The sequence below is a fragment of the Amycolatopsis panacis genome (assembly GCF_003600245.1).
Taxonomy (GTDB): Bacteria; Actinomycetota; Actinomycetes; order Mycobacteriales; family Pseudonocardiaceae; genus Amycolatopsis; species Amycolatopsis sulphurea.
The window spans coordinates 72497-95467 of record NZ_QZFV01000069.1 but is presented as its reverse complement, the minus strand read 5'-3'; the positions used below and the strand labels follow the sequence as shown (position 1 = coordinate 95467).

The window sequence follows — 22971 nt, the reverse complement described above, 5'->3', positions numbered from 1 at the left end:
TCGTGACGATCCCACCCGTCACCGACACCTCCCACAGCGCGCGATGCCCGGCATAGTCACGCAACAACCCCCGCAACTGAGCCGCGATCGTGTCATCCTGGCGAACCAGCGGCCGCAACAAATCACGGCGGCTCACAATCCCGGCCAGGCCGCCTTCGTCGACCACCGGAATACTGCGCAACCGGCCCACGAGCATCCGCGCAGCAATATCGCTGACGTCGGCATCGAGGTCCACGGTGTCGACCGGTCTCGTCATCACCTCATCCACCCGCAGATCCGGCCCGACCGGCTCCCCGGTCAGCACCCCGGCCAGCGCGTCCGCTTCAGTGAAAATACCCACGACCTGGTTCTCATCGTCCACCACCGGCAGCGCCGCCACACCATGCTCGGTCAGCAACGCAATCGCCTCCCGAACCGAGGTCCCCAGCCCCGCCCCCACCACCGGCCGAGTCATCACATCCCGTGCACGCACAATGCTCTCCCACACTCTTCCAAGGCCCGGCGGCTCACATCGGTCGCGTCCCCAACCCCGGCCCGCATAGCCGCAGCGGACCGCTGCCAGAGAAGCCTCCGACCCGTCCATCCCGACGACCACCACGCCGTCGGATTCATTCCAGCCACCGCACGCCTCCCGCTCCGGCGGCTCGCTCCACGATCGCTCACCGGGGGCGACGCCCGTGAGAGCCCGAAGTCCCTTCTCGCGAGGACGGAAGTGCCGAGTCCTGGCCCAGGGTCGCGGCGTGGTCCGGCACCTCGCGCAGCAGGCGCCGATCGGTCCGCTCGTAGCCGGATCCCCGAGGCCGGCTCGGCAGGGTCACCACCGGACGCGGGATCTCGCGGTAAGGGACGCTGGCGAGCAGATGAGCGATCATGTTCAGCCGCCCGCGGCGTTTCACATCGCCGTCCACGACGTACCACGGCGACTCGGGAGTGTCGGTGTGCACGAACATGTCGTCCTTGGCACGGGAGTAGTCATCCCACCGCGACACCGATTCCAAATCCACTGTGGACAGTTTCCAGCGGCGCAGCGGATCCTCGATCCGTGCGCGGAACCGCCGCTCCTGCTCGTCCCGGCTCACCGAAAACCAGTACTTGCGCAGCAGCACGCCGTCGTCCACCAGCAGCCGTTCGAAGACCGGGCACTGCTGGAGGAACCGCTGATACTGTCCGGGGCTGCAGAACCCGAGTACCCGTTCGACGCCCGCGCGGTTGTACCAGCTGCGGTCGAACAGCACGATCTCTCCGGCGGCCGGCAGCTCGGCGACGTAGCGCTGGAAGTACCACTGGGTGCTTTCCCGGTCGGTGGGCCTCGGCAGTGCGGCGATCCGCACCACGCGGGGGTTCAGACGCTCGGTGAAACGCTTGATCGTGCTCCCCTTGCCCGCCGCGTCCCGCCCCTCGAACACTACGACGAGCCGCGCTCCTTCATGACGCACCCATTCCTGCAGCTTCACCAGTTCGATCTGAAGCCGGGCCAGTTCCTTCTCGTAGACGGCGCGGGGCAGCCGCGCGGTCCTGCGCTTCGCCGGCATCGCGTCAGGCCACGTCGTCCCACACGTAGTCGAGGCCATTGCAGACCGCGACCACGCCGGGAATGGCTTCGATCAACCGTGTGACCGGGGCGATCTCGCTGCGCCGCTCGACCCGTCCCGCGACCGTCACCACGCCGGCGCGCACCATCGCGCGCACCCGGTCCGGGCCGAGCCGCAATGTTTCGAGGAGCACACCGGTCACCACGTCCCGTTCGATCTCGGAATCCGGGCGGGTGAGCACCCCGAGCAGGTCACGCCGGGACACGACGCCCACCGGGCGGCCACGATCCACGACGAACAGCCGCCGCAGGCCGGTTCTCACCAGCACGCCCGCCGCCTCGGACACCGGCGCGCCGACCGCGATCGTGACAACCGGGCTGGTCATGACCTCACGCGCGGACCGTCCGGCGGCTTTCCGCGCGTCCGCGCGGTGTCGCGGCCGAGAGCGCTCGCCCCGCAGGATCGGCAGCAAGTCCCGTTCGGACACCACACCGATGAGCAGCCCGTCGTGATCGACCACCGCGACCGCACTGATCCGGTCACCGGTCAGGATCCCGGCGACGTCCTTCACCGGCGTTTCCGCCCGCACGCAGACCGGCGCGGTCGTCATCACCGCGGAAACCGGCGTCGTGGTCGTGTTCATTCGTTCCTCCGTTGTCCCGAATCCTGTGGCCCGACCGGCCCGGACGGCCGGAACGGGGGGCATGGCGTGGCTCGTTCGACCGAGCAGAAACCCGAACACGGTGGCGATGGCCGGCGACACGTGTTCCGGCGCTGCCTCGTGCCGTCGCCGGAGCGGGCTCGTCTCCGTCGATGATCACCGGTCCAGCGCTCATCCCCGCTCCTGCCAGTCTTCGCCGAGGACTTCGGCGAGATTCCGGCGCGGGCTCCCCGGCACGGCCCGGGTCGTGCGGCCCAGCCGCAGCAGCGCGTGGGGGAAACCGGGCAGCCGGTAGTCCTCGCACAGCGCCGAACGCACCTCGGGCACATGCAGTGGCTGGGTCAGCACCGCGCCTGCAATACCGTGGGCCACCGCTTCGAGCCAACCTCGCTCCAGCGCGTAGCCCGCGCGGATGTGGTCGATCCGCGCGTCGCCGGCTGTCGAGAACAGCAGCATCGTCTCGGCCTCGAGCCGTTCCCTCAACCCGGGCCGGTCCGGCAAGGCCGTCCTCTGCCGCACCAGCCCGGCCCAGGGCAGTTCGCCGGGCGGCAGAGCCGAATACCCGAGTCCCGCTCCGTGGCGGTGCGCCTTCTCGTCGCGAATCGTCCAGAGCGCCAGCTCGCGCTGGTAGGCACCGTCATCGCGGATGACGCGGGCCGCATGGTCGAGGTATTTCGCCAGCTGGGCCGTACCGGGCAGCACCCTCGCCTCCACGCCTGTCGTCACCGCGGCGCGCAGTACGGTTCTGAGCTGGTCCGGGCTCACCGGCAGGCCGGTGAACTCCGCCCGATGGCTGCGCCGCGCCGTGATCGCGCCGTAGCGTCGCAACTCGTCGTCCACCGGCGGCAGCGATCCCACCGTCCCGATACTCGCGATCAGGTCCGGCCGCGCGGGATCGGGCAGCACGGCGATATCCGCGCGCCTGCCGAGTACCCGCACGGCCAGTTCGAGATTCGCCAGCGCGGTCCCGCACGACATCGCCAGGTCACGCCGTCGCGGATCGTGGTGGGGAAGCGCGACATCGGTACGCTCGCGTAACAGAACGGCACCGTCGGCCAGTTCCACCTTCCACGGCTGCGTGTTGTGCACAGAGGGGGCGCGCAGCACCGAACGGCCCAATACCTCGGCTTCGGCCGGCGTCCAGTCACCTCGCCCGCGATCGGCCGCCTCAGCTGCCTTCTTCATCGCGCTCACTCCCCGTCCACCGTGAACACCCTGAGCCAACCGCGGCGTGCCCACCCCGCGCTCCGGTCACAAGCCACCGCTCGCAGGGACCAACGTCACCCAGGTCCGTCGCCGTAGGCCGAATGGCAGCTCAGGGAGGACCAACCGCTCTTTCCGGCCCGGCCGGGGTTCGCGACGGTGGGCACATGACCGGAACGCAACCGTGGGCGGCGGTCCGCGAAACGCACAGTGGTGCGGTGTACTTCGCCGGAGATCGCGCCTGGAAGCTGAAGAAGCCGGTCGATCTCGGCTTCCTCGACTTCACCGACCCGCATGTCCGCGAAGAGGTCTGCCGCCGCGAGGTCGAGCTCAACCGCAGGCTCGCGCCGGACGTGTACCTGGGCGTGGCCGCGGTGACCGGGCCGGACGGCGCGCTCTGCGACCACCTCGTGGCGATGCGCCGGATGCCGGACGAACGCAGGCTGTCCACGCTGGTACAGCGCCATGCCCCGCTCGGCGCGGTGATCCGTGCCCTCGCGCGTCGGATCGCCGTCTTCCATGCGAGCGCGGAACGAGGCCCCGCCGTCGACGCGGACGGCACCCGCGACGCGGTCCGCCGTCGCTGGCGCGCGAGCTTCAGTCAGGTCCGGCCGTTCCACGCCGTGGTGCTCGACCCGGTGAAAGCGACTGAAATCGAGAAGCGGGCGGAGGTTTTCCTTGCCGGACGCGAACCACTCTTCACCCGGCGGATCGCCGGCCACCGGGTGCTCGACGGCCACGGAGACCTGATCGCCGACGACATCTTCTGCCTCGACGACGGCCCACGCGTGCTCGACTGCCTCGAATTCGACGACCACCTCCGGCACGTCGACGGGCTCGACGACGTGGCGTTCCTCGCCATGGACCTCGAACGGCTCGGCGCACCGGAACTCGGTACCGATCTCCTCGACGCCTATGCGGAATTCTCGGGCGACGACGCTCCCCCGGCCTTACGCCACCACTATCTCGCCTACAGAGCGTTCGTACGTGTCAAGGTCGCCTGTCTCCGCCATGCGCAGGGCGATCCCGCTGCTGCCGACCTGGCGCGGGCGTACGCGGACCTCACGCTGCGCCACCTCCGCAGCGGCGAGGTCCGGCTCGTGCTGGTGGGTGGTCTCCCCGGAGCCGGGAAGTCCACCGTGGCCGGCAGGCTGGCCGACAAGCTCGGCGCGACCCTGCTGCAGAGCGACCGAGTACGCAAGGAACTCGCCGGAATCGACCCGGGACAGCACGCCCCGGCCGGATACCGGCAGGGAATCTACGCTCCGGAATGGACCGCGCGGACCTATCACGAGCTCACCCGGCGGGCCGGCGAACTGCTCGGCCTGGGCGAGACCGTCGTCCTCGACGCATCCTGGACCTCCGCCCGGGAACGGAACGCGATCTCCGCGACGGCGGAGCGAACCAGCAGCAGGCTGGCCGCGGTGCGCTGCGTGGCCCCGGACAGCCTGCGCGGGCAACGGCTGGCCACCCGGACCGGATCGCTGTCGGATGCCGGGACCGTGGTCGGCCGGGAAATGGCCGCTGACGACGACCCGTGGCCCTCGGCGTTTCAGCTCGACACGGCCGACACCGTGGATCGCGCCACCGAGCGAGCCCTCGCGTATCTGGCGGAGAACTCGTGACCAGAGGACAAGACTCCGTCACGAAATTGCCGTCCCTTGCCTTCCGGGGCGGCGAACTGCCCCCGCCCCGGTGACTTTCTGCTCCAGAACTGCGCGGCGGAGGCGACCCAGACTCGGAAGTACGGAAAGAACAGGAGGCCACGTGTCGGTCCCACGACAGCAGGAAACACGTTCTGCGACAAGGATTCCCACCCAGAGCCGACCGGAGGAATACTCGCCACAGCCGAGCCGGGCCGCCTCCGGCGCGCGCTCACTCGCCGTCCTGCGGATCGTCCTCGGGCTGGTCTTCCTGTGGTCCTTCGCCGACAAGCTGTTCGGCTGGGGCTACTCCACGCCATCGGCGGACTCCTGGATCCGCGGTGGCTCACCCACCCGCGGCGTCCTGAGCGCGGTCGACGCCGGCCCGTTCGCGCCGATGTTCCACGCGTGGGCCGGTACCTGGTGGGCCGACTGGCTGTTCATGCTGGCTCTGCTGGGCATCGGGCTGGCACTGGTCGCGGGCGTGGCACTCCGCATCACCGCCGTCGCCGGTACCGTCCTGCTGCTGCTCATGTGGGCCGCCGAGTGGCCGCTCGCCCGCACCACCGGGGCAGGCGCGGCAACACATTCGTCCAACCCGATTGTCGACTACCACCTCGTCTACGCACTCGTTCTCCTCGCTCTCGCCGCCACGGCTGCCGGTGACACCTGGGGACTCGGCCGCCGCTGGGCCGCTCTCACCGGCACACGAACCTGGCTGCGCTGAACCACTCCAGGCGGCCGCCGGCCGGGCGGGCGCCCTGCATCCGGGAAGGAGACCCATGAAAGCACTCGTGTACAACGGTCCCGGCCGACGGTCCTGGACCGACCACTCGGACCCGGAAATCATCGCGCCGACCGACGCGATCGTCCGGATCGACGCCGTCACCATCTGCGGCACGGATCTGCACATCCTGAAAGGAGACGTACCCGAGGTCAAGCCAGGCCGGGCCCTCGGCCACGAAGCGGTCGGCACGATCGTGCGTGCCGGCGACGCGGTCACCATAGTGCGGCCCGGCGACCGCGTTCTGGTGTCCTGCATCAGTGCGTGCGGCCGCTGCGAATACTGCCGCCGCGGCGCCTACGGTCAATGTCTCGGCGGAGGTGGCTGGACCCTCGGCCACCTCGTCGACGGCGTCCAGGCCGAGTTCGCCCGGGTACCGTTCGCCGACACGTCCACCTATCCGCTGCCTGCCTCGGTCAGCGACGAATCGGCGTTGCTGCTGGCCGACATCATTCCCACGTCCTACGAGATCGGCGTCCGTAACGGGCGGGTCGGTCCCGGAGACGTCGTGGTGATCGTCGGCGCGGGGCCGATCGGACTCGCCGCGGTGACCGCCGCCCGGCTCTACAGCCCCGCCTCGATCGTCGTGATCGACAAGGAAACCGTCCGGCTCGAGGCTGCCGAAGCCGCCGGCGCCGACCGGACAGCCCTGCCCGATCAAGCCGAGGCCACCGTGTGGGAAGTGGGTGGCGGCCTCGGCGCGGATGTGGCCATCGAAGCGGTCGGCGTACCGGAGACGTTCGAGCTGTGCGCGGAACTCGTCCGCCCCGGCGGGCGGATCGCGAACATCGGCGTGCACGGCAAGCCGGCCACCCTGCATCTCGAACGGCTGTGGGCCCGTGACGTCACGATCACGACGGGTCTGGTCGACACCTGGAGCACGCCGATGTTGCTCCGGATGCTCGCCGCCGGACGCCTGAACACCGAGCGGCTGATCACGCACCGGTTCGGGCTGCAGGAGATGGATGAGGCCTACGACGTCTTCGCCCACCCACAGGACAGTGGAGCGCTGAAAGTCGCATTGTTCCGAGAATGACGGCAAGAGCGAAAGCGGCCACCGTCCACTATGGACGGTGGCCGCTTCTCTGCTGCTCACAACAGAGGTCCGGGGTAGTAGGTGTCTGCGGTCTCGTCTTCGGGCAGTGGCTCGCGTTCCTCGGCGGAACGGGCGGGGACAATCACGACCGGGCAGCGGGACTGCCGGAGGCAGTACGCGGACACCGAGCCGACGAGCATCCGCAGGACCCGGCTGTGCCCGTGACTGCCCAGCACCAGCATCGCCGCGCCGGCCGAGGCACGGACCAGCGCCGGGCCCGGCGCCCCCTCGACCGTCCCGGTCCGCATCAGCACCGGCTCCCCCTCGGCACGCACCGTCGCCACCATCGTGTCCAGCTCACGCTGATAACGAGCAGCGATCTCCGCAGGCGAGCGGCTCACCACCGACTCGAGATCACCAAGCGGGTCGAACGTCCACGCCCGCAAGGTCACCACCGTCCGGCCACTGGCTCTGGCCTCCGCCAGCCCCCAGCGCAACGCCGCGGCACTGGCCGCGGATCCGTCGACGCCCACGACAATCTCGTCCTGGCCGACTGTGGTCATGATCTTCTCCTCCGGTTACGGGACTGGAGTGAACAGTCAGGTGCGTTCATCGGGTGTCCGCCTGGAGAACGCGGCACGCGTGCCGCGCGCCTCCTCGATCGCGTCCGGATTGACCGGATCTCGGCTGCTCGGAGCAGCCGAAGTGAGGCGACGGCCCGCACACCACGGCACAGTCACCGGACTTCGCCTCCGTCCGCAGAATGCGCACGGCCGGGCGCACCGCCCGCAGCGGCCAGGACCTCCTCCGCACCGCGGGCGAGTTCGAGATCCTCCCGGGCGCGGACCACGAGCACCGGCGCCGCCGAATCCGGCAGGCTGATCACCCGATCGGCATCCGAGCGTTCGATCGCCCCCACCCGCAGGCCGAGTACCCCGAGATCCCGCGCGACCGCCGCGACCGTTTCCGGCTGGTACTGCGCGACGCCACCGGTGAACACGAGCGCGTCCAAGTCGTCGAGGCTCGTGACCGCGGCGCCGATCTCCCGGCGGAGCCGGTGGACATAGACCGCGACGGCCAGCACCGCGTCCGCATCCCCGCCCGCCGCGGCCGCGCTCACCTCGCCGAGGTCGCCGCTGGTCCCGCTCATGCCGGCGAGCCCGGACCCGTGGTAGAGCACGTCCGCCATCGCGTCCGGTCCCATCGGCGCGGTCTTCATCACGTGCAGGAGCAGACCCGGATCGACCGAGCCGGACCGGGTCGCCATCGCGGGTCCCTCCAGCGGGGTGAAACCCATCGACGTGTCCACACTCCGCCCGCCCCGCACGGCGGTGACCGAAACACCGGCCCCGACGTGCGCGCAAACCAGCTGCAGCTCCGCCTCGGACCGGCCCAGCAGTTCCGCGGTGCGGCGCACCACGTAGCGGACGGACAGCCCATGGAACCCGTAGCGGCGCAACCGGTTCTGCCGCGTCCACGCGCGTGGGAGCGGATAGTGCGCCGCCGCGTCGGGCAACTCCGCGTGGAAGGCGGTGTCGAAACAGGCCACCACGGCGACCCCGGGCAGCTCGGCCCGGACCTGCCGGGCGACCTCCAGCGACAACGGCTGGTGAACCGGCGCGAACGGAGCGACCCGCTCGAGGTTCTCCAGAACCCGGTCGGTCACCAGCACCGGCGTCTTCTGCGCACCGCCGTGCACGAAGCGCACCGCCGCCGCGTCCGGCCGCCGCCAGCGCCGCACGGCGTCGAGCACCGCGCCCGGCGTGTCGCTGGGCCAGGCGGCCCAGCCCACGGCGGCTCCGTCGTCCACCACCGCCGCCTTCAGGGTGGACGAACCGGGATTGAGGGTCAGGACTCGCACGGCGTCTCCTTGCGCTCGGTCAGCCGGACAGCTTGCGGAGATACGGATCCTCGGGAGTCCGGCGTGCCAGCCGGACCCGGACGTCGAGGACCACGCAACCACTCGCCCGCGCCGCCACCGGATTCAGGTCCAGTTCGGCCAGCTCCGGAACCAGCGTCGCCAGGCGGCTCACCCTCACCAGGAGTTCGCGCACGGCCGCCCGGTCGATCCCGGACGCCCACAACGCTTCCGCCGACCGCAGGCCATCGAGCACCAGGTCCGCGTCCGCTCCGGTGAGCGGCGCGAGACGAGCGGCCCGGTCGGCCACGAGATCGGTATCGACCCCGCCGAGCCCGAAGACCACCAGCGGACCGAACACCGGATCCGACCGCAGGCCGACGAACAGTTCCCGGCCGCGATCGGCCATCGGCTGGATCGTCACTCCACGCAGAGCCGGGCCGAACCGGGCAAGCAGCAGCCGGTAGGCATCCCGGGCGCCGGACGCGCCCTGGACCCCGAGCAGAACCCCGCCGCCCGCGGACTTGTGCAGCAGCCCCTCCGCGTCCGCCTTGACCGCGAACGGTCCCGGCAGCCCCTCCGCGACACGCATCGCCGCGGTCTCGTCCAGGGCGTAGCTCGTCGGAACGAACGGGATTCCAGCCAGCCGAAGCAAGTCGGTCGCGGCAGCCGGGGACAGCCAGCCTTCACGCTCGGACACCCGCGCAGCCGCGAATTTCAGTACCTCCGCGGCGTCGATCTCCGGAAGCACCGTCGTGCCGTTCTGGGGCCGCGCCAGCCACGCGGCATACTCCGCCTGCCGGGCGAGCACCAGCGCGGCGGTGGCCGGATCGTCATAACACGCAGTGACCACGGACCCGTCCGCGTGTAGTGGCGCCACCCGTTCCCGCTGCCCCGGCCGAACCGCGAGCACAGTTTTGGCCACGCCCGTGACCACGCCGGCCAGCACGGTCCCCGGATCTCCCACCGCGGTCGGGACCGTGGCCACGACGACCGCGTCGACCCCCGCGTCGGACAGCACGATATCCAGCGCCTGGCCGAATTTTTCCGGCCGAACCGAAGCGGTCGTGTCCACAGGGTTGTGCACCGCGGCCTCCGCGGGCAACAGCTCACGCAGACGTTCCACGCTGTCGGGAGACAAGTCCGCCATCCTCAGGCCTTCCCGCTCGCACGCGTCGGCCGCGAGTACGCCAGCCCCGCCGGCGTTGCTGAGCACGGCGACTCGCCGGCCATGGGGAAGCGGTTGCCACGAAACGCCTGCGATCACGTCGACCAGCTCGGCGACCGTGTCCACGGCGATGATGCCCGCCTGCGCGTAGAGGGCGTCGCGAGTCACCACCGGCGTAGCCGCGGCCGCGGTGTGCGACGCGGCGGCATGCCGCGCAGTCCCGCCGCCGCCGGTCCGCACCGCGAGCACCGGCCTCGTCCGGGCCAGGAGCGCGGCCAACCTGCCGAATTTGCGCGGATTACCAAAGGATTCCAGATACAGGACCACGATTTCGGTGCGCCGGTCGCTCGCCCACCACAACAGCAGATCGTTGCCACTCACGTCGTATTTGTCGCCGGTGGAGACCAGCGCCGAGATTCCGAGCCCGAGCCCGGACAGCGCCTCGGCGAGCGCGATCCCGACGCCACCGGACTGGGTGGCGATCCCGATGTTCCCGGCCCGCGGGCGACGGGCGAGAAAGGTCGCGTCCAGCGGGCAGGACGGGTCCGTCGAGAGCACCCCGAGGCAGTTCGGTCCCACCAAGCGCATTCCGTACCGGCGTACCGCCTCCCGGATCCGCGCGCCGGCAGGGGTTCCGGTCAGCCCGGACGAGATCACGACGGCGGCCGCCACGCCACGCGCGCCGCACTCCTCCATCGCGTCCGCGGCCGCCTCGGCGGGGAGACAGATCACCGCCAGCTCGGGGGTCCGGCTCAGTGCCCGAACCGACGGCGCGCAGCGCACGCCGAGGATTTCGCCCGCCACCGGGTGTACCACTTCCACCGCACCGGGAAACCCGCTGTCCACCAGGTTCGCCAGGACCGCGTGCCCGGCCGAGCCGGGCCGCCTGCCCACTCCGATCACCACGACCGAAGCCGGACGCAGCAGGTGCGCCAGGCTCGCCGCTTCGGCTATCCGGTCACGCGCGGCGAAGGCGTCCGGATAGTGGTCGTCCCCGTCGAGCCAGATCGTGACCGGCCACTCCGGCCCGGCGTGGTCGATCTCGTAGGGCAATCCGAGATCGGAGAACACCCGGATCACCTTCGCGTTCTCGGCCAGTACCTCGGCGACGAACCGGTCGATCCCGTGCGCCCGCGCGGCCGCGGCGAGGTGTTCGAGCAGGAGCGTGGCTATCCCGTGGCTGCGCTGCTCGCCATCGACAGCAAGCGCGATCTCGGCTTCCGAGGTAGTGCCGATCCGCTCGAAATGCGCGACCCCGGCCAGCATGCCGTCGAGAAAACAGCCGACCCCGGCATGGCGATCGCCCGGTGCCCGGGCGACCTTCGCCGACAGCTGGTCCACAGTGGAGGGCATCGGACCGAAGAAGCGGAAGTAGCGGTCCCGCTCGCCGAGTCCGGTGTGGAGCCGCAGCACGGCGTCGGTGTCGGCCGGCCCGAGCGGGCGCACCAGGCCGACCTGCCCGTCGGCCAGCAGCACGCGCACGGACGGATCGACGCTCATCGGGTCCTCCGAAAGTTGGTGGCGGGCATGGTCGCGTCACGCCCACGTCGCCAGGCCGTCAGTCCTTGTCGAGGTGGATCTGGATACGCTTCTCGTGCGGTCGGCCCGCCGACGGCATGGAGACCTCCAGGATCCCGTAGGCGTACTTCGCGAGCTCGGTCCCGGCGGGGAGGTGCACCGAGCGGCCGAACTCGCTACAGCGGAAATCACTGTGCCCGCCAGTGTTCTTTCCGTCCTTCGTGGACTCCTCGATCCGCACCGGACTGTGCTCCGGAACGGCCACGGTCGGTCAGGCCAGGCGGCCATACCCGGCGGCGCTGTTCGGGGACCGGGCAGCGATGCAGTCATGCGCGCTCCTCTCCTCGCGAACGATGACGCACCTTCATGCAACTCCGGGCGCCCGCCGCCGCGACGCGGCCGGACTGCCCGAAGGCGGAGGACGAAGGTCATCGGCCTCACCACGGGTGTCCCCAGGGTGTCGGCAAAGTTGATCGGGGACCCGGCAGTGGGCGATGCGCAGGTGTGTGCGACCACCTCGTGGCGTGCGCCGGACCGGTTTCGGGTCTGTGAAGGGACCCTTCACAGACTCAGAGTCCGTGAAGGGTCCCTTCACGGACCTCTACACCGACTTGCCGGAACCCTGACGGGTGTCCCCGAGCGGCGCGGGGCTCAGTTCGCGAGCGATCGCCCGGCCCCACGCCCGGATCACCGGCCAGTCCCGGTTGTCGCCGTCCTTCACGCGCAACGCCGCCACCACCGCGCGTTCCGGGAAGTGCAGCACCGAGCGGTCTATCCGGCCGCCGAACAGCCGGTGTTCCCGTGCACCGCTGCGGGCCAGCACTTCGGTCACGTCCACGGGGTCTTCGCCGGGCCGGGTCCGCTGGGCCACCGGGCCGCTGGAGAACAACCACACGGGAATGCACGCAAGCTCGTCCCGGTGCTCACGGACGAGGCGCCGGGCGGGTTCGAGCCAGTGTCCGGCGTAGACGGCGCTGCCGATCACCGCCGCGTCGCAGCCGGCGAAGGAGGTGACGCCGCCCGCGTCGGCCACCACCACCTGCGCGACCGCCCCGGTCTCTTCGAGACCCGCGCTCAGCGAAGCCGCGATCTGCTCGGCGATCTCCCGTGTCGACCCGTGCCGGGTCGCCACCGCGACGACGATTCTCATGACACCCGCCTCTCCCGCGAGTTCAGCGGACCACGGCGACCGGGCAGTCCGCGTGCCCCAGCAACCAGTCGCCCATCGTGCCGAGCCGCCCGCCGGCGACCGGACCACGGCCGCCCACGACGATCAGCTGCGCACCGGATGAGATGCCTGCCAGCGCCCGTTCATCCGATCGAGCCTGCACCAGATGGACCCGCACCGGCACGCCCGGCCGTTTTCCGGCCCACCCGGTCACCTGTTCCCGCACGCTTCGTTCCCGGCGCATGCCGCCGCGCGACACATGCACCGCTTCCAGCACGGCCCCGCGCGAAGCGGCGGCTTCGAAGGCAAAGGCCGGCGCGCGTTCACCACCATCGGAGTTCCCGACGCCGACCGCCACCGGACCGTCGTGCGCCGGATCGCCCCATACGACCACCGGGCACCGGGCGGTCGCCGCGACCCGAAGCGCCACCGACCCGTTCACCGCGTCCCGCACTTCGCCCCGCCCGTGCGAGCGCAGCACGACCAGCCCGGTCTCGGCTGACATCTCGGCCAGCAGGCCGGCGGCACCGAACACTCCGGCTTGGAAGACGACAAGCTCGCCGCCGCGCCGTCCCGCCTCCTCAGCCGCCCAGGAGTCCGCGGCCGGCGAAGCCACAGAGCCCTCGATCCCCGCGACGACAGACCGCGTCATCGGGGCGGCTCGGGCGCGGGCTCCGGGACGAGGTCCTGCTCGTTCTCCTTGATCGCATGCCGCTCGCCCGCTTTCAGGTACCGGCGGACCGCATCGCCGTGCCTGCCCCGCACGCCGGCGTCGCGGCGGGCTTCCCGCTCGATCCGGGTCTTTTCCCTATCGTCCATCGCACGCCCCTCCGGCCTCTCTCGTCTTCCGCCGACGCTAAGCCGGTGCCGGCCACCGAGGCTGCGGGCAGACGTCCGCGACGCCGGAGTCTTTGGTCCCGTGGCCTGAGGCGCTGCGGCCCTCCCGTGGGGCCAGGCAGGGCGGAACATTCGGGCGATGACCCACGCTACGTTCCCGCTCGGCCGAATCGCCGGGATCCGCGTCGGCGCCCACTGGTCGGTCCTGATCGTGATGGCGCTGCTGGCGGACCTCCTCGCGACCATCGTCCTGCCGCTCGGCGCGCATGCTTCACCGCCGGTCGTGAACTGGGCCGTCGCCGTCGCGAGCGCACTGATATTCCTGGTTTCACTGCTCGCGCACGAGCTGTGCCACGCGCTCGTAGCTCGGCACTACGAACTCCGCGCGGAGCGCATCACCCTGTGGCTGCTCGGCGGCGCCGCCGAGTTGCCCGAGGAACCGCCGACGCCACGGACCGCGCTGCTCATCGCCGCCGCCGGGCCGATCGCGAGCCTGCTCCTCGGCGGCGGTTTCCTCGGCGCCGCATGGCTCGCCGCGCCCATGCTGCCCGCCGTCGTCACCATCGCGCTCTCCTGGCTCGGCTGGACCAACGGCGTGCTCGCGGTTTTCAACCTGCTGCCGGGCCTGCCGCTGGATGGCGGCCGGGTACTCGAAGCCCTCGTCTGGCGGGTCACCGGGGACAAGGCCCGTGCCCGGCGGACAGCCGGCACCGGCGGAGGGCTGCTCGCCATCGCTCTCGCGGCGTTCGGCGCCTGGGAACTTCTCGCCCTCGGCAACCTCAGCGGACTCTGGCTGATCGGAATCGGCTGGTTCCTCGGCGCCGCCGCGCGCACGGAGGTCTCCGCGGCACCGCTGCGCCACCTGCTTTCCCAGCTCCGGCTCGCCGAGGTCATGACAAACGACCCGGTGACGGCGCCCGGCTGGTACACCGTGCACGGTTTCCTGGGCCAGGCCGCGCACGCGCGGCTGCGCGTATTTCCCGTGGTGTCCTTCGACGGCACCCCGATCGGGGTCGTCAGCCTCTCCGCGCTGACCCGGGTCCCGGAGAACGAGCGCGCGTCCACCCGGTTGGCGGATATCTGCGTCAAACCGCCCGGCTGCCTCGTCGCCGGCCCGGGCACCCCGCTGACCGAAGTGCTCGGCCACGCCCGGCTGCGTCCTGGTCAGGACCTGGTGCTCGTCGTCGAGAACGGCACGCTCGCCGGGGTCGCCGGACCCGACGACCTCGCCCGGGCGATCGAGCTCACGGCTCTGGGTATCCGGCCGGGTCACGACGTCGGCAACGTGAAGTAGGCTTCCTCCTCCTGCGCGAAATGCAGAGTCAGCACCGCGTCCAGTCCGTACAGCGTGGCCCGCAGATCATCGACCTGGTCGGTCTGGATCACCGTGGGAGACTCCTCCAGATGCCGCTCGAGCCGCCGGGCGAGACGGCCGATCTCGGCGTGCTCCCGGCTCATCGGCACGGTGCTCTCCGGTCCCCCCAGCACGCCGGAAAGCGCCGGGTACAGTTCGGTCTCTTCCGCGATCTCGTGTGGCAGAACCTGGGCGACCACCACGTCGCGCGCCCGGCGGACGGCGCGATCGGCCGCCGGAGTCGCCCCCTCCGCCAGCGCGTCCGCCGCCTGCCGGATCGCCAGCAGCGCCGGCCGGAGCCGCTCGTGCTCGGTTTCGAAGCGGTGGACCAGCCGGGCCGGCGCGGGGTCCACGGCCACCGGGACCCGCAATGCCCTCAAGGCATTGAGGATCACCGCGACGTCGATCCCCTCCTGCACGATCGCGCCCCATACCGGAGTCAGGAAACCGGCAGCGGCGGTGGCCATCGCGGCCAACGACAACGCCACCCCGACGGCGGCGCTCTGCACAGCCAGGCGCCGCGATCGCCGCGCGATCTCCGCGCCGTCGGCAAGCCGGGCCAGCCGATCGTCGAGGATCACCGCGTCGGCCGCCTGCGCGGCGGCCGTGGCGCCCCTGGATCCCAGCGCCACCCCTACGTCGGCGGCAGCCAGGGCCGGCGCGTCGTTCACTCCGTCTCCGGTCATCACGACAAGGCCCTCGGCGCGGGCCGCGCGAACCAGATCGAGCTTGTCCGCCGGAGTGACCTCCGCCTGCACGCCGTCGAGGCCGAGCAGCGCCGCCACCTCTCTCGCGTTGTCCACCCGGTCACCGGTGAGCAGCCGGATGGTGCTGATCCCGGCGGTCCTCAGCCTGCGCATGGTCCGGGCGGCGTCGGCCCGGACCCGGTCCTTGGCCAGCAGCGCCGCCACCGGGTGCCCGGCGCGTTCGACCCACAGCACGGTCGCCAGGTCGAGCCGGCCCCGGCGCGCCGCACTGCCGGCCCAGACCGGGATCTCGTGTCCGGCGGGCAGCTTGCCGACCCGGACCAGATCCCCGTCGACACGTCCGCGTACCCCGGTGCCCGGCACCTCCGTGACCTCGGCAGCGCGAGCCCGTTCGATCCCCGCCGATTCCGCCGCGCGGACCACAGCCGCCGCCAGCACGTGCGGGGAGTAGTACTCGACACTCGCGGCCAGCCGCAGAATCTCTTCCACGGTGTGGCCCGGGGCGCACACCACGTCCGTCACCTCGGGGCGTCCGACGGTAATCGTGCCGGTCTTGTCCACGAACAGCACCCGGGCGCGGCCGAGCGATTCCAACGCGGCGCCGTCCTTCACCACGACCCCTGCCCGGGCGGCGCGCGACATCCCCGCCGTCACCGCGATCGGCACCGCCAGCAGCAGCGGGCACGGTGTGGCAGTCACCACGACCGCGACCGCCCGGTCCACATCGCCGCTGAGCAACCACGCCGCGCCGGCGAGGAGCAACGCCGCGGGCAGGAACCACACCGCGGCCCGGTCCGCGAGCCGCGCGACCGGAGCGGTCTGCGCGGCCGCCGTCTCCGCGAGCCGCACGACGCCCGCGTAGGTACTCTCGGCCGCGCTCGCGACGGCCGTCACTTCCACCGCGGCCCCGGCATTGACGACTCCGCTGCGGACAGCGTCCCCGGCGGGCCGGCTGACCGGAAGCGGCTCGCCGGTCAGCGCCGACTCGTCGAACAGCCCTCCGGCGGCCAGTTTGGCGTCCACCGGCACGACTTCGCCGGGCAAGACGACCACCACGTCCCCGGCGGCGAGTTGACCGACCGGGACCTCACCCAGCTCGTCGCCTGCCCGCCGATGCGCGGTCCGGGGCGCACGCTCGAGCAGCACACTGAGATCCCGCCCTGCCCGCCGCCGGGCGCGCGATTCGAGCACCCGCCCGGTCGCGACCATCACCGCGATCACCGCGCCCGCGAAGAACTCGCCCACCGCGAGAGTCGAGGCGAGCGCCAGCACCGCCAGCGAATCCGCGCCCCAGCGCCGTCTCCGCAGATCCGCCACCACCCACCAGATCGCGGGCACCAGCGCGGCCCCGGCCGCGGCGGCCCAGCACCAGGCCCAGCCGGATTTCCCGGACAGCCAGAGGACCCCTCCGGCCAGCAGGGCTGCCGCCACCACCACGAACAGCGACAGCTCGCCGGACACTCGCTTCCACCGATGCGCCATGGCACCTCCCGGCGCGACGATGCGCCTGCCCTACGAGCGGAGGGAAGGGCCGAAGGACCCCGTTCCGTCCCACCGGCAAGAGAAAACACGGGCCGCCGGGGTCGACGAAAGCTCTCGCATACGCTCGACTCGCTCCGGCGCGGGCCCCTGCGAGACGCCGCGCGCGCGGAACCCTCGGGCACATCCCTCACTACGACAAGCCCGCCACTCGAAAACGGTGCCTGTTTCGCGTGCGGGGGTGACCCGGTGGAGCCCAGAGCCGAAGAATCCCTTTCCCGGCCCGGTATCCGCGGTCAGCACTTTGGGCGGCAAGCTTGGCCGCTGCGGAATCCCGCCTGAAATGGCATTTCGCGCCGAATCCACCGCGGCGGCACATCAAGCCCGGGTCGCCTCGATCCCGGATCCGTCCGCGGTCGATGTCACCGAATACGCGATGCACGGCCGTCGTCACGCTCGGCTCCCCGGCGGCAGGTCCTCCCGGCGATCCCCGATCCCAGGACACCCCGCAATCCGGAGCCGCCCGGTACGTCGTGGTGAAGCTTGCGAAGCTCGGGCACCACCTCGGATACGGAGCGCCGGCACCACGGACCGCCCCGAAACCGGATGCCGAACGTTCCACAGGCCCGCGTTCAGGGCCGGATGCGGGGACCTTCGGCCCTTCTCGGCACGTTGGTCCGCGCGGAGCCTGATGGCGACCGGCCGGGCGCGGTCGGGGGTCCGGCGGTCGCAAGCAGGCCCGGCCCGCCATAGGCGAAAGGCATGGCCCCAGGGCGCTGACGCGGCCGGCCGGCCCGGCGTCAACACAGCCGCCGCAGCGCGGTATACAGAGATGAGAATCGATGACAGCCCAGATCGTGCACGTCGACGAGGAAAACCGCCTGCTGAACGGAATCAGCGCTTACGTGGCGGAGGTGAGTTCCGCGGCCGGCGTCGGTCCGGAATCCTGCACACTCGACCTCGATCGGCCGATGTCGGCCTACATCGCGCTCGACGGGCAACTCGCCGCCTATCCCGGACGCGACACGGCTCTGGTGTGGGATGAACGCCATGGCTGGTCGTTCACCGTCGAAACCCACTCCGGCGAGGATTTGCTCGTGGTCGCCTATCTGGGCGGGGAACGGGTCCCGCCACCCAGCGCAGTCCGCGAATTCCTCCGGACCGTCCGTGCCCGCACCCGGCGCAGCGAACCACCCACGCCACCCGGCTTGCGCAGCGACCGGACCGATGTGATCGCCCGTCTCCTCGGATACTGGAGCCCGCAGCTGTCGCCAGGCCGGTGAGAGGTGCCGCGACGCGCCGTGCGGCCGACGTGGTCCACCCTGGCACCCGGACTCGGGCAATTCCGCACTTACGACCGGCGGTCACTACGCGGCGACCTACAGGCCGGCGTCACCGTTGCCGCGTACCTCGTCCCCCAGGTCATGGCGTACGCGACCGTCGCCGGGCTTCCTCCCGTCACCGGCCTGTGGGCGGCGCTCGGGCCGCTTGCGGTTTACACGCTGCTCGGTTCCTCCCGGCAGCTTTCGGTCGGCCCGGAGTCGAGCACAGCGCTGATGACGGCGGTCACGCTCGGCCCGCTCGCGTCCGGAGACCCGCGCCGATACGCGACGCTGGCCGCTGTACTCGCGGTACTGGTCGGAGTGTTCGGCCTGCTCGGCCGTCTCGCGCGATTGGGGTTCTTCGCCGAGCTGCTGTCCAAGCCGGTGCTGACCGGCTACCTGGCCGGGATAGCCGTCCTCATGATCGCCGGCGAACTGGGCGCGGTGACCGGCGCTCCGGTCACCGGCTCCGACGTGCTGCAGCAGGTCAATGGGTTCCTGCGAGCCGTCCGCCACGTGCACTGGCCGACCCTTGCGATCGCCGGGGCGGTGCTCGTGCTGCTGCTGGTGCTCGCCCGGGTTGCGCCGCAAGCACCCGGCCCCTTGCTCGCCGTACTGGCGGCCACCGCGGCGGTGGCGGTGTTTTCTCTGCAGCAGCACGGAGTTCAGGTCGTGGGACAGGTCCCCCGCGGACTGCCCGTACCCGGCCTCGCCTTCGTGTCCGGCAGCGACCTCGCGGCGCTCGTCCTGCCCGCCGCGGGCATCCTGCTTGTCGGATACTCCGATATCACCCTCACCTCACGCGCGTTCGCGAGCCGCAGGGGAGAGACGGTCGACGCGAACCAGGAACTCACCGCGCTGGGCGCGATCAACGTCGCGGCAGGATTGCTGCACGGGTTCCCGGTCAGCTGCAGCGCCAGCCGAACCGTGCTCGGCGACGCCGTGGGCAGCCGCACTCAGCTGTACTCTGTCGTCACACTCGCGGGGCTCGTGCTCGTTCTGCTCGTGGGTGGACCGGTTCTCGCGGTGTTCCCGGCCGCCGCGCTCGGCGCGCTCGTGGTCTACGCGGCATTCCGGCTGATCGATCTTCCGGAATTCCGCCGGATCGCACGGTTCCGCCGCAGCGAGTTCGTGCTCGCCGTACTCACCACGGCCGCGGTGGTCGGCTTCGGCGTCCTGTACGGCGTCCTCGCCGCGATCGCCCTCTCCGTCCTCGATCTGCTGCGCAAGCTCGCCCGGCCACACGACGGCATCCTCGCCTACGTACCGGGTGTGGCCGGCATGCACGACGTCGACGACTATCCCGAGGCACAGCCGATACCCGGGCTGATCGTCTACCGCTACGACGCCCCGCTCTGCTTCGCCAACGCCGAGAATTTCCGGGCCCGCGCGCTGGGCTCGCTCGGCGATTCGACCGAATGGTTCCTCCTCAACGCCGAAGCGAACGTCGAGATCGATTTCTCCGGCGCCGACGCACTCGACCAGTTGCGCGCCGAGCTCGACCGGCGCGGGATCGTCTTCGCGATGGCCCGGGTCAAACAGGACGTGCACGATCAGCTCTCCGCGGCCGGGCTCGTCGACCGGATCGGCGCCAACCGGATTTTCATGACGCTCCCGTCCGCAGTCGCGGCATACGCGCAGTGGTACGAGGCCAGGCACGGCAAGTCGCCCGGCGACGCGAGCCGCGGATAAGCGATGGCCACGAGATCCGGCCCGGCGAACAGAAACGGCTCTCCCCGCTCCCGCGGAGAAAGTCGTCCCGGCCGGTGACCTTCTGCCCTGACCCGGCACCGATGTCGCCACCATGGTGGAACTCGCCCTCGAAGTACGCCGCCCGACCGATCGAAAGGCGACCGCCCGTGGACGCGACCCGCGGCTCTGTGGCCGAGGCGGACGCCGATCCGCGGCGGCCGCTGGAGCTGGTCCTGCGCGACCTGCGCACGACCGGGAACGGGCTGGGCGAGCGGGAAGCCCAGCGTCGGCTGGTCGTGCACGGCCCGAACGAACTGGCCCGGCGCGGATCCCGCCGCTGGCCGCGGGAATTGCTCGACCAGTTCACCCATCCGCTGGCGCTGCTGCTCCTCGTCGCCGCCGCGCTCGCCTGGGTCGCCGGCACCCCGGTGCTCACGACAGCCATCGTCGCGGTCGTGGTCCTCAACGCCGCCTTCGCGTTCGCGCAGGAGCAGCAGGCCGAGCGTGCCGTCGAAGCGCTGGCCGCGTACCTCCCGAGCAAGGCGCACGTGCTGCGGGACGGGCACCGGACCGAGGTCGACGCGACCGCGCTGGTCCCCGGCGACGTGGTCCTGATCGAGGAGGGCGATCGGATCTGCGCGGACGCGCGGCTGGTCCACGGCGAACTCGAAGTGGATCTCTCCACCCTCACCGGGGAATCGCTGCCGGCAGCCCGCTCCGCCGACCGCCTCGACACGCGAGGACCGCTCCTCGACGCGCACGACCTCGTCTTCAGCGGCACCACGTGCACCGTCGGTGAAGCCACCGGCGTGGTGACCGCGACGGGCATGCGGACCGAACTCGGCCGGATCGCCGCCCTCTCGCAACGCACCGCCCGCGCCGAAAGCCCCCTGGAGCGGCAGGTGAAACGCGCCGCCTGGCTGATCGCGCTGGTCGCCGCCGGAGCCGGCCTGGTCTTCCTGCCGGCCGGCGTGCTCGCGGGACTGAGCTGGAGCGCGGCCGTCACCTTCGCCATCGGCCTGATCGTGGCCAACGTCCCGGAAGGGCTGCTGCCGACCATCACGCTCGCCCTCGCGGTCGGGGTCCGTGACCTCGCGCGCCGCGGCGCCGTCGTCAAACGTCTCTCCGCGATCGAAACGCTCGGCTCGACGACGGTGATCTGTACCGACAAGACCGGGACCCTCACGGAGAACCGGATGAAAGTGACGACGATCTGGCTCCCCGGCGGCGAAGTCTCCCCCGGCGTTCCGGAGTTCCACGCGTCGGCGGTAGTCCGCCGGCTCGCGGCGGCGGCCGGCGCCTGTACCAACGCCGAGCCGGCGACGCCCGGCCATCAGGCGACCGGCGACCCGACCGAAGTCGCCTTGCTCGAACTCGCCGCGCTGGCAGGGGTCGCGGTGGAGCCGACCGGGCGGGCACGAGACCGGCGCACCATGTTCCCTTTCGACCCGCATCTCAAGCGGATGTCCACGCTTGATCGTACTGCCGCCGGGGAGGAGTCTCTGCGGACCAAGGGCGCGCCCGAGACCGTTCTGCCGCTCTGCACGACACTCGCCGGCGAGCCCGGGCCGCGCCCCTTGACCGAGCAGGACCGCACCAGGCTGCGGGCGGTCGCGGATGGCTACGCGGCGCAAGGACTGCGGTTACTGGCGATAGCCGAACGCCGGTGGGAAGGCTCCGCGCCCGACGGCCTGACCCGTGCGGACGCGGAACGCGAGTTGTGCCTGCTCGGGCTGGTGGCGATGGTCGACCCGCCTCGCCCCCAAGTCGCCGGCGCTGTCGCGCGGGCACACCGCGCGGGCATCCGCATCCACGTGGTGTCGGGCGACAACGGACTGACCACCGCCGAGATCGCGCGGCGCTGCGGGATCGGCTCGCCCACCTCGCCGATCATCACCGGCCCGGAACTGGACGCCCTCGGCGAACCCGAGCTCGACGCCCTCCTCGCCGGACCAGACGAGATCGTGTTCGCCCGCAGCTCACCCGAGGCGAAGCTGCGGATCGCGGACGCGTTGCGCGCGCAGCGGGACGTCGTCGCGATGACCGGAGACGGCGTCAACGACGCGCCGGCCCTGCACCGGGCCGACATCGGCGTGGCGATGGGACTGTCCGGCACCGACGTCGCCCGCGAAGCGTCGACAATGGTCCTGACCGACGACGATTTCGGCACCATCGTCGCCGCCGTCGAGGCCGGCCGCCGGGTGTATGACAACGTGCGGAAGTTCATTCTCTACATCTTCACCCACGCGGTCCCCGAAGTGGTGCCGTTCCTGGTGTTCGCGCTGTCCGGTGGTGCGATCCCGATGCCGCTCACCGTGCTGCAGATCCTCGCCGTCGATCTCGGCACCGACATCCTGCCCGCGCTGGCACTCGGCCGGGAGCGGGCCGAGCCCGGGCTGATGGACCGCCCGCCCCGCCCCCGCGGGCGCGGGGTCATCGACGGCGCGCTGCTCGCCCGCGCCTGGGGATTCCTCGGGGTGATCTCCGCCGTGCTGGTGCTGGGCGCGTTCCTGGTCGCGCTCGCCGCCGCGGGCTGGCACCTCGGCGTGCGGACCGGCCCGGGCAGTCCGCTCCGGCACGCCTATCAGCAGGCCGGCACGACGGCCTGGCTCGGGCTGGTCTGCTGCCAGATCGGCACCGCGTTCGCCGCCCGCACCGGCCACGCCTCGCTGCGCGAGATCGGGCCGTTCAGCAATCCGGCCCTGCTGGGCGGAATCGCGTTCGAGATCGCGTTCGCACTGGCGCTCGCCTATACGCCGTTCCTCCAGCCGGTCTTCGGCACCGCGGCGCCGGAACCCTGGCAACTGGCCCTGATCGCGCCGTTCCCCGTCGTCGTCTGGGGAGCCGACGAACTCCGCCGCGCCTGGCGGCGGCATACTTCCGGCCCGGCGTCGCATCCCCACGGCTGACGCCGATCAGCGGGCGTTCGGCCATCCACCGAGGCGCAGCCCGCGGCCGGATGTCCGATCCGGGTCCAACGCCCTCGCCGAAGATTCCTCCGGCCCTCCC

At 71.4% G+C, this 22971-nt stretch carries 19 protein-coding genes; 7 read left to right on the top strand and 12 right to left on the bottom strand.

Features of this window, described 5'->3' with window-relative positions:
- From D5S19_RS10140 to D5S19_RS10125, 4 genes are all read right to left on the bottom strand, one after another.
- The coding region (locus D5S19_RS10140; protein ID WP_233573808.1) for a CBS domain-containing protein at window positions 1-454 on the bottom strand (454 nt) is incomplete at its 3' end.
- Between the two features lie 205 nt (window positions 455-659).
- Window positions 660-1532 (bottom strand): polyphosphate kinase 2, encoded by an 873-nt coding sequence (ppk2, locus tag D5S19_RS10135; protein WP_233573807.1) that lies wholly within the window; start codon window positions 1530-1532, stop codon window positions 660-662.
- A 4-nt stretch (window positions 1533-1536) separates the two neighbouring features.
- The gene (locus D5S19_RS10130; RefSeq protein ID WP_120023085.1) at window positions 1537-2175 is read right to left on the bottom strand and encodes a CBS domain-containing protein; all 639 of its coding nucleotides are present in this window, start codon (window positions 2173-2175) and stop codon (window positions 1537-1539) included.
- Between the two features lie 189 nt (window positions 2176-2364).
- Window positions 2365-3378 (bottom strand): Acg family FMN-binding oxidoreductase, encoded by a 1014-nt coding sequence (locus D5S19_RS10125; protein ID WP_120023084.1) that lies wholly within the window; start codon window positions 3376-3378, stop codon window positions 2365-2367.
- Between the two features lie 185 nt (window positions 3379-3563).
- On the opposite strand from D5S19_RS10125, the gene D5S19_RS10120 reads away from it, so the two are divergent.
- The 3 genes from D5S19_RS10120 to D5S19_RS10110 all read left to right on the top strand — a co-directional run bounded on the left by D5S19_RS10120 (window position 3564) and on the right by D5S19_RS10110 (window position 6859).
- Entirely contained in the window at window positions 3564-5021 is a 1458-nt protein-coding gene (locus tag D5S19_RS10120; protein WP_120023083.1) for a bifunctional aminoglycoside phosphotransferase/ATP-binding protein, read from the top strand.
- A gap of 142 nt (window positions 5022-5163) precedes the next feature.
- The gene (locus D5S19_RS10115; protein WP_120023082.1) at window positions 5164-5766 is read left to right on the top strand and encodes a DoxX family membrane protein; all 603 of its coding nucleotides are present in this window, start codon (window positions 5164-5166) and stop codon (window positions 5764-5766) included.
- A gap of 55 nt (window positions 5767-5821) precedes the next feature.
- Window positions 5822-6859, top strand: coding sequence for a zinc-dependent alcohol dehydrogenase family protein (locus D5S19_RS10110; protein ID WP_120023081.1), 1038 nt, complete (start codon window positions 5822-5824; stop codon window positions 6857-6859).
- A gap of 56 nt (window positions 6860-6915) precedes the next feature.
- On the opposite strand, the gene D5S19_RS10105 is transcribed toward D5S19_RS10110, so the two are convergent.
- From D5S19_RS10105 to D5S19_RS31965, 7 genes are all read right to left on the bottom strand, one after another.
- Entirely contained in the window at window positions 6916-7422 is a 507-nt protein-coding gene (locus D5S19_RS10105) for a universal stress protein (RefSeq protein ID WP_120023080.1), read from the bottom strand.
- A 173-nt stretch (window positions 7423-7595) separates the two neighbouring features.
- Entirely contained in the window at window positions 7596-8720 is a 1125-nt protein-coding gene (locus D5S19_RS10100) for an acetate/propionate family kinase (RefSeq protein WP_120023079.1), read from the bottom strand.
- 19 nt (window positions 8721-8739) lie between these two features.
- A complete protein-coding gene (locus tag D5S19_RS10095; RefSeq protein ID WP_120023078.1) occupies window positions 8740-11385 on the bottom strand; it encodes an acetate--CoA ligase in 2646 nt (881 codons plus the stop codon).
- Between the two features lie 58 nt (window positions 11386-11443).
- On the bottom strand, window positions 11444-11668 hold the full coding sequence (locus D5S19_RS10090; protein WP_233573806.1) for an Hsp20 family protein: 225 nt from the start codon (window positions 11666-11668) through the stop codon (window positions 11444-11446).
- A 336-nt stretch (window positions 11669-12004) separates the two neighbouring features.
- Window positions 12005-12553: a flavodoxin domain-containing protein gene (locus D5S19_RS10085; RefSeq protein WP_120023077.1), complete on the bottom strand. Its 549-nt coding sequence runs from the start codon at window positions 12551-12553 to the stop codon at window positions 12005-12007.
- Between the two features lie 22 nt (window positions 12554-12575).
- Entirely contained in the window at window positions 12576-13223 is a 648-nt protein-coding gene (locus tag D5S19_RS10080) for a universal stress protein (RefSeq protein ID WP_120023076.1), read from the bottom strand.
- The gene (locus D5S19_RS31965; protein ID WP_158605516.1) at window positions 13220-13390 is read right to left on the bottom strand and encodes a hypothetical protein; all 171 of its coding nucleotides are present in this window, start codon (window positions 13388-13390) and stop codon (window positions 13220-13222) included. The genes D5S19_RS10080 and D5S19_RS31965 overlap by 4 nt, the downstream gene beginning before the upstream one ends.
- A 157-nt stretch (window positions 13391-13547) precedes the next feature.
- On the opposite strand from D5S19_RS31965, the gene D5S19_RS10075 reads away from it, so the two are divergent.
- Window positions 13548-14702 carry a site-2 protease family protein gene (locus D5S19_RS10075; protein ID WP_120023075.1) on the top strand — a complete coding sequence of 385 codons (1155 nt, stop codon included), beginning with the start codon at window positions 13548-13550 and terminating at the stop codon, window positions 14700-14702.
- On the opposite strand, the gene D5S19_RS10070 is transcribed toward D5S19_RS10075, so the two are convergent.
- Window positions 14678-16951 carry a heavy metal translocating P-type ATPase gene (locus tag D5S19_RS10070; protein WP_120023074.1) on the bottom strand — a complete coding sequence of 758 codons (2274 nt, stop codon included), beginning with the start codon at window positions 16949-16951 and terminating at the stop codon, window positions 14678-14680. The two genes, D5S19_RS10075 and D5S19_RS10070, sit on opposite strands and share 25 nt — an antisense overlap.
- An 839-nt stretch (window positions 16952-17790) precedes the next feature.
- On the opposite strand from D5S19_RS10070, the gene D5S19_RS10065 reads away from it, so the two are divergent.
- The 3 genes from D5S19_RS10065 to D5S19_RS10055 all read left to right on the top strand — a co-directional run bounded on the left by D5S19_RS10065 (window position 17791) and on the right by D5S19_RS10055 (window position 22871).
- Window positions 17791-18231, top strand: coding sequence for a DUF6292 family protein (locus D5S19_RS10065; RefSeq protein ID WP_120023073.1), 441 nt, complete (start codon window positions 17791-17793; stop codon window positions 18229-18231).
- An 18-nt stretch (window positions 18232-18249) separates the two neighbouring features.
- Window positions 18250-19962, top strand: coding sequence for a SulP family inorganic anion transporter (locus D5S19_RS10060; RefSeq protein WP_120023072.1), 1713 nt, complete (start codon window positions 18250-18252; stop codon window positions 19960-19962).
- A gap of 101 nt (window positions 19963-20063) precedes the next feature.
- Window positions 20064-22871 (top strand): cation-translocating P-type ATPase, encoded by a 2808-nt coding sequence (locus D5S19_RS10055; protein ID WP_120023071.1) that lies wholly within the window; start codon window positions 20064-20066, stop codon window positions 22869-22871.
- The last annotated feature ends 100 nt before the right edge of the window (window positions 22872-22971 follow it).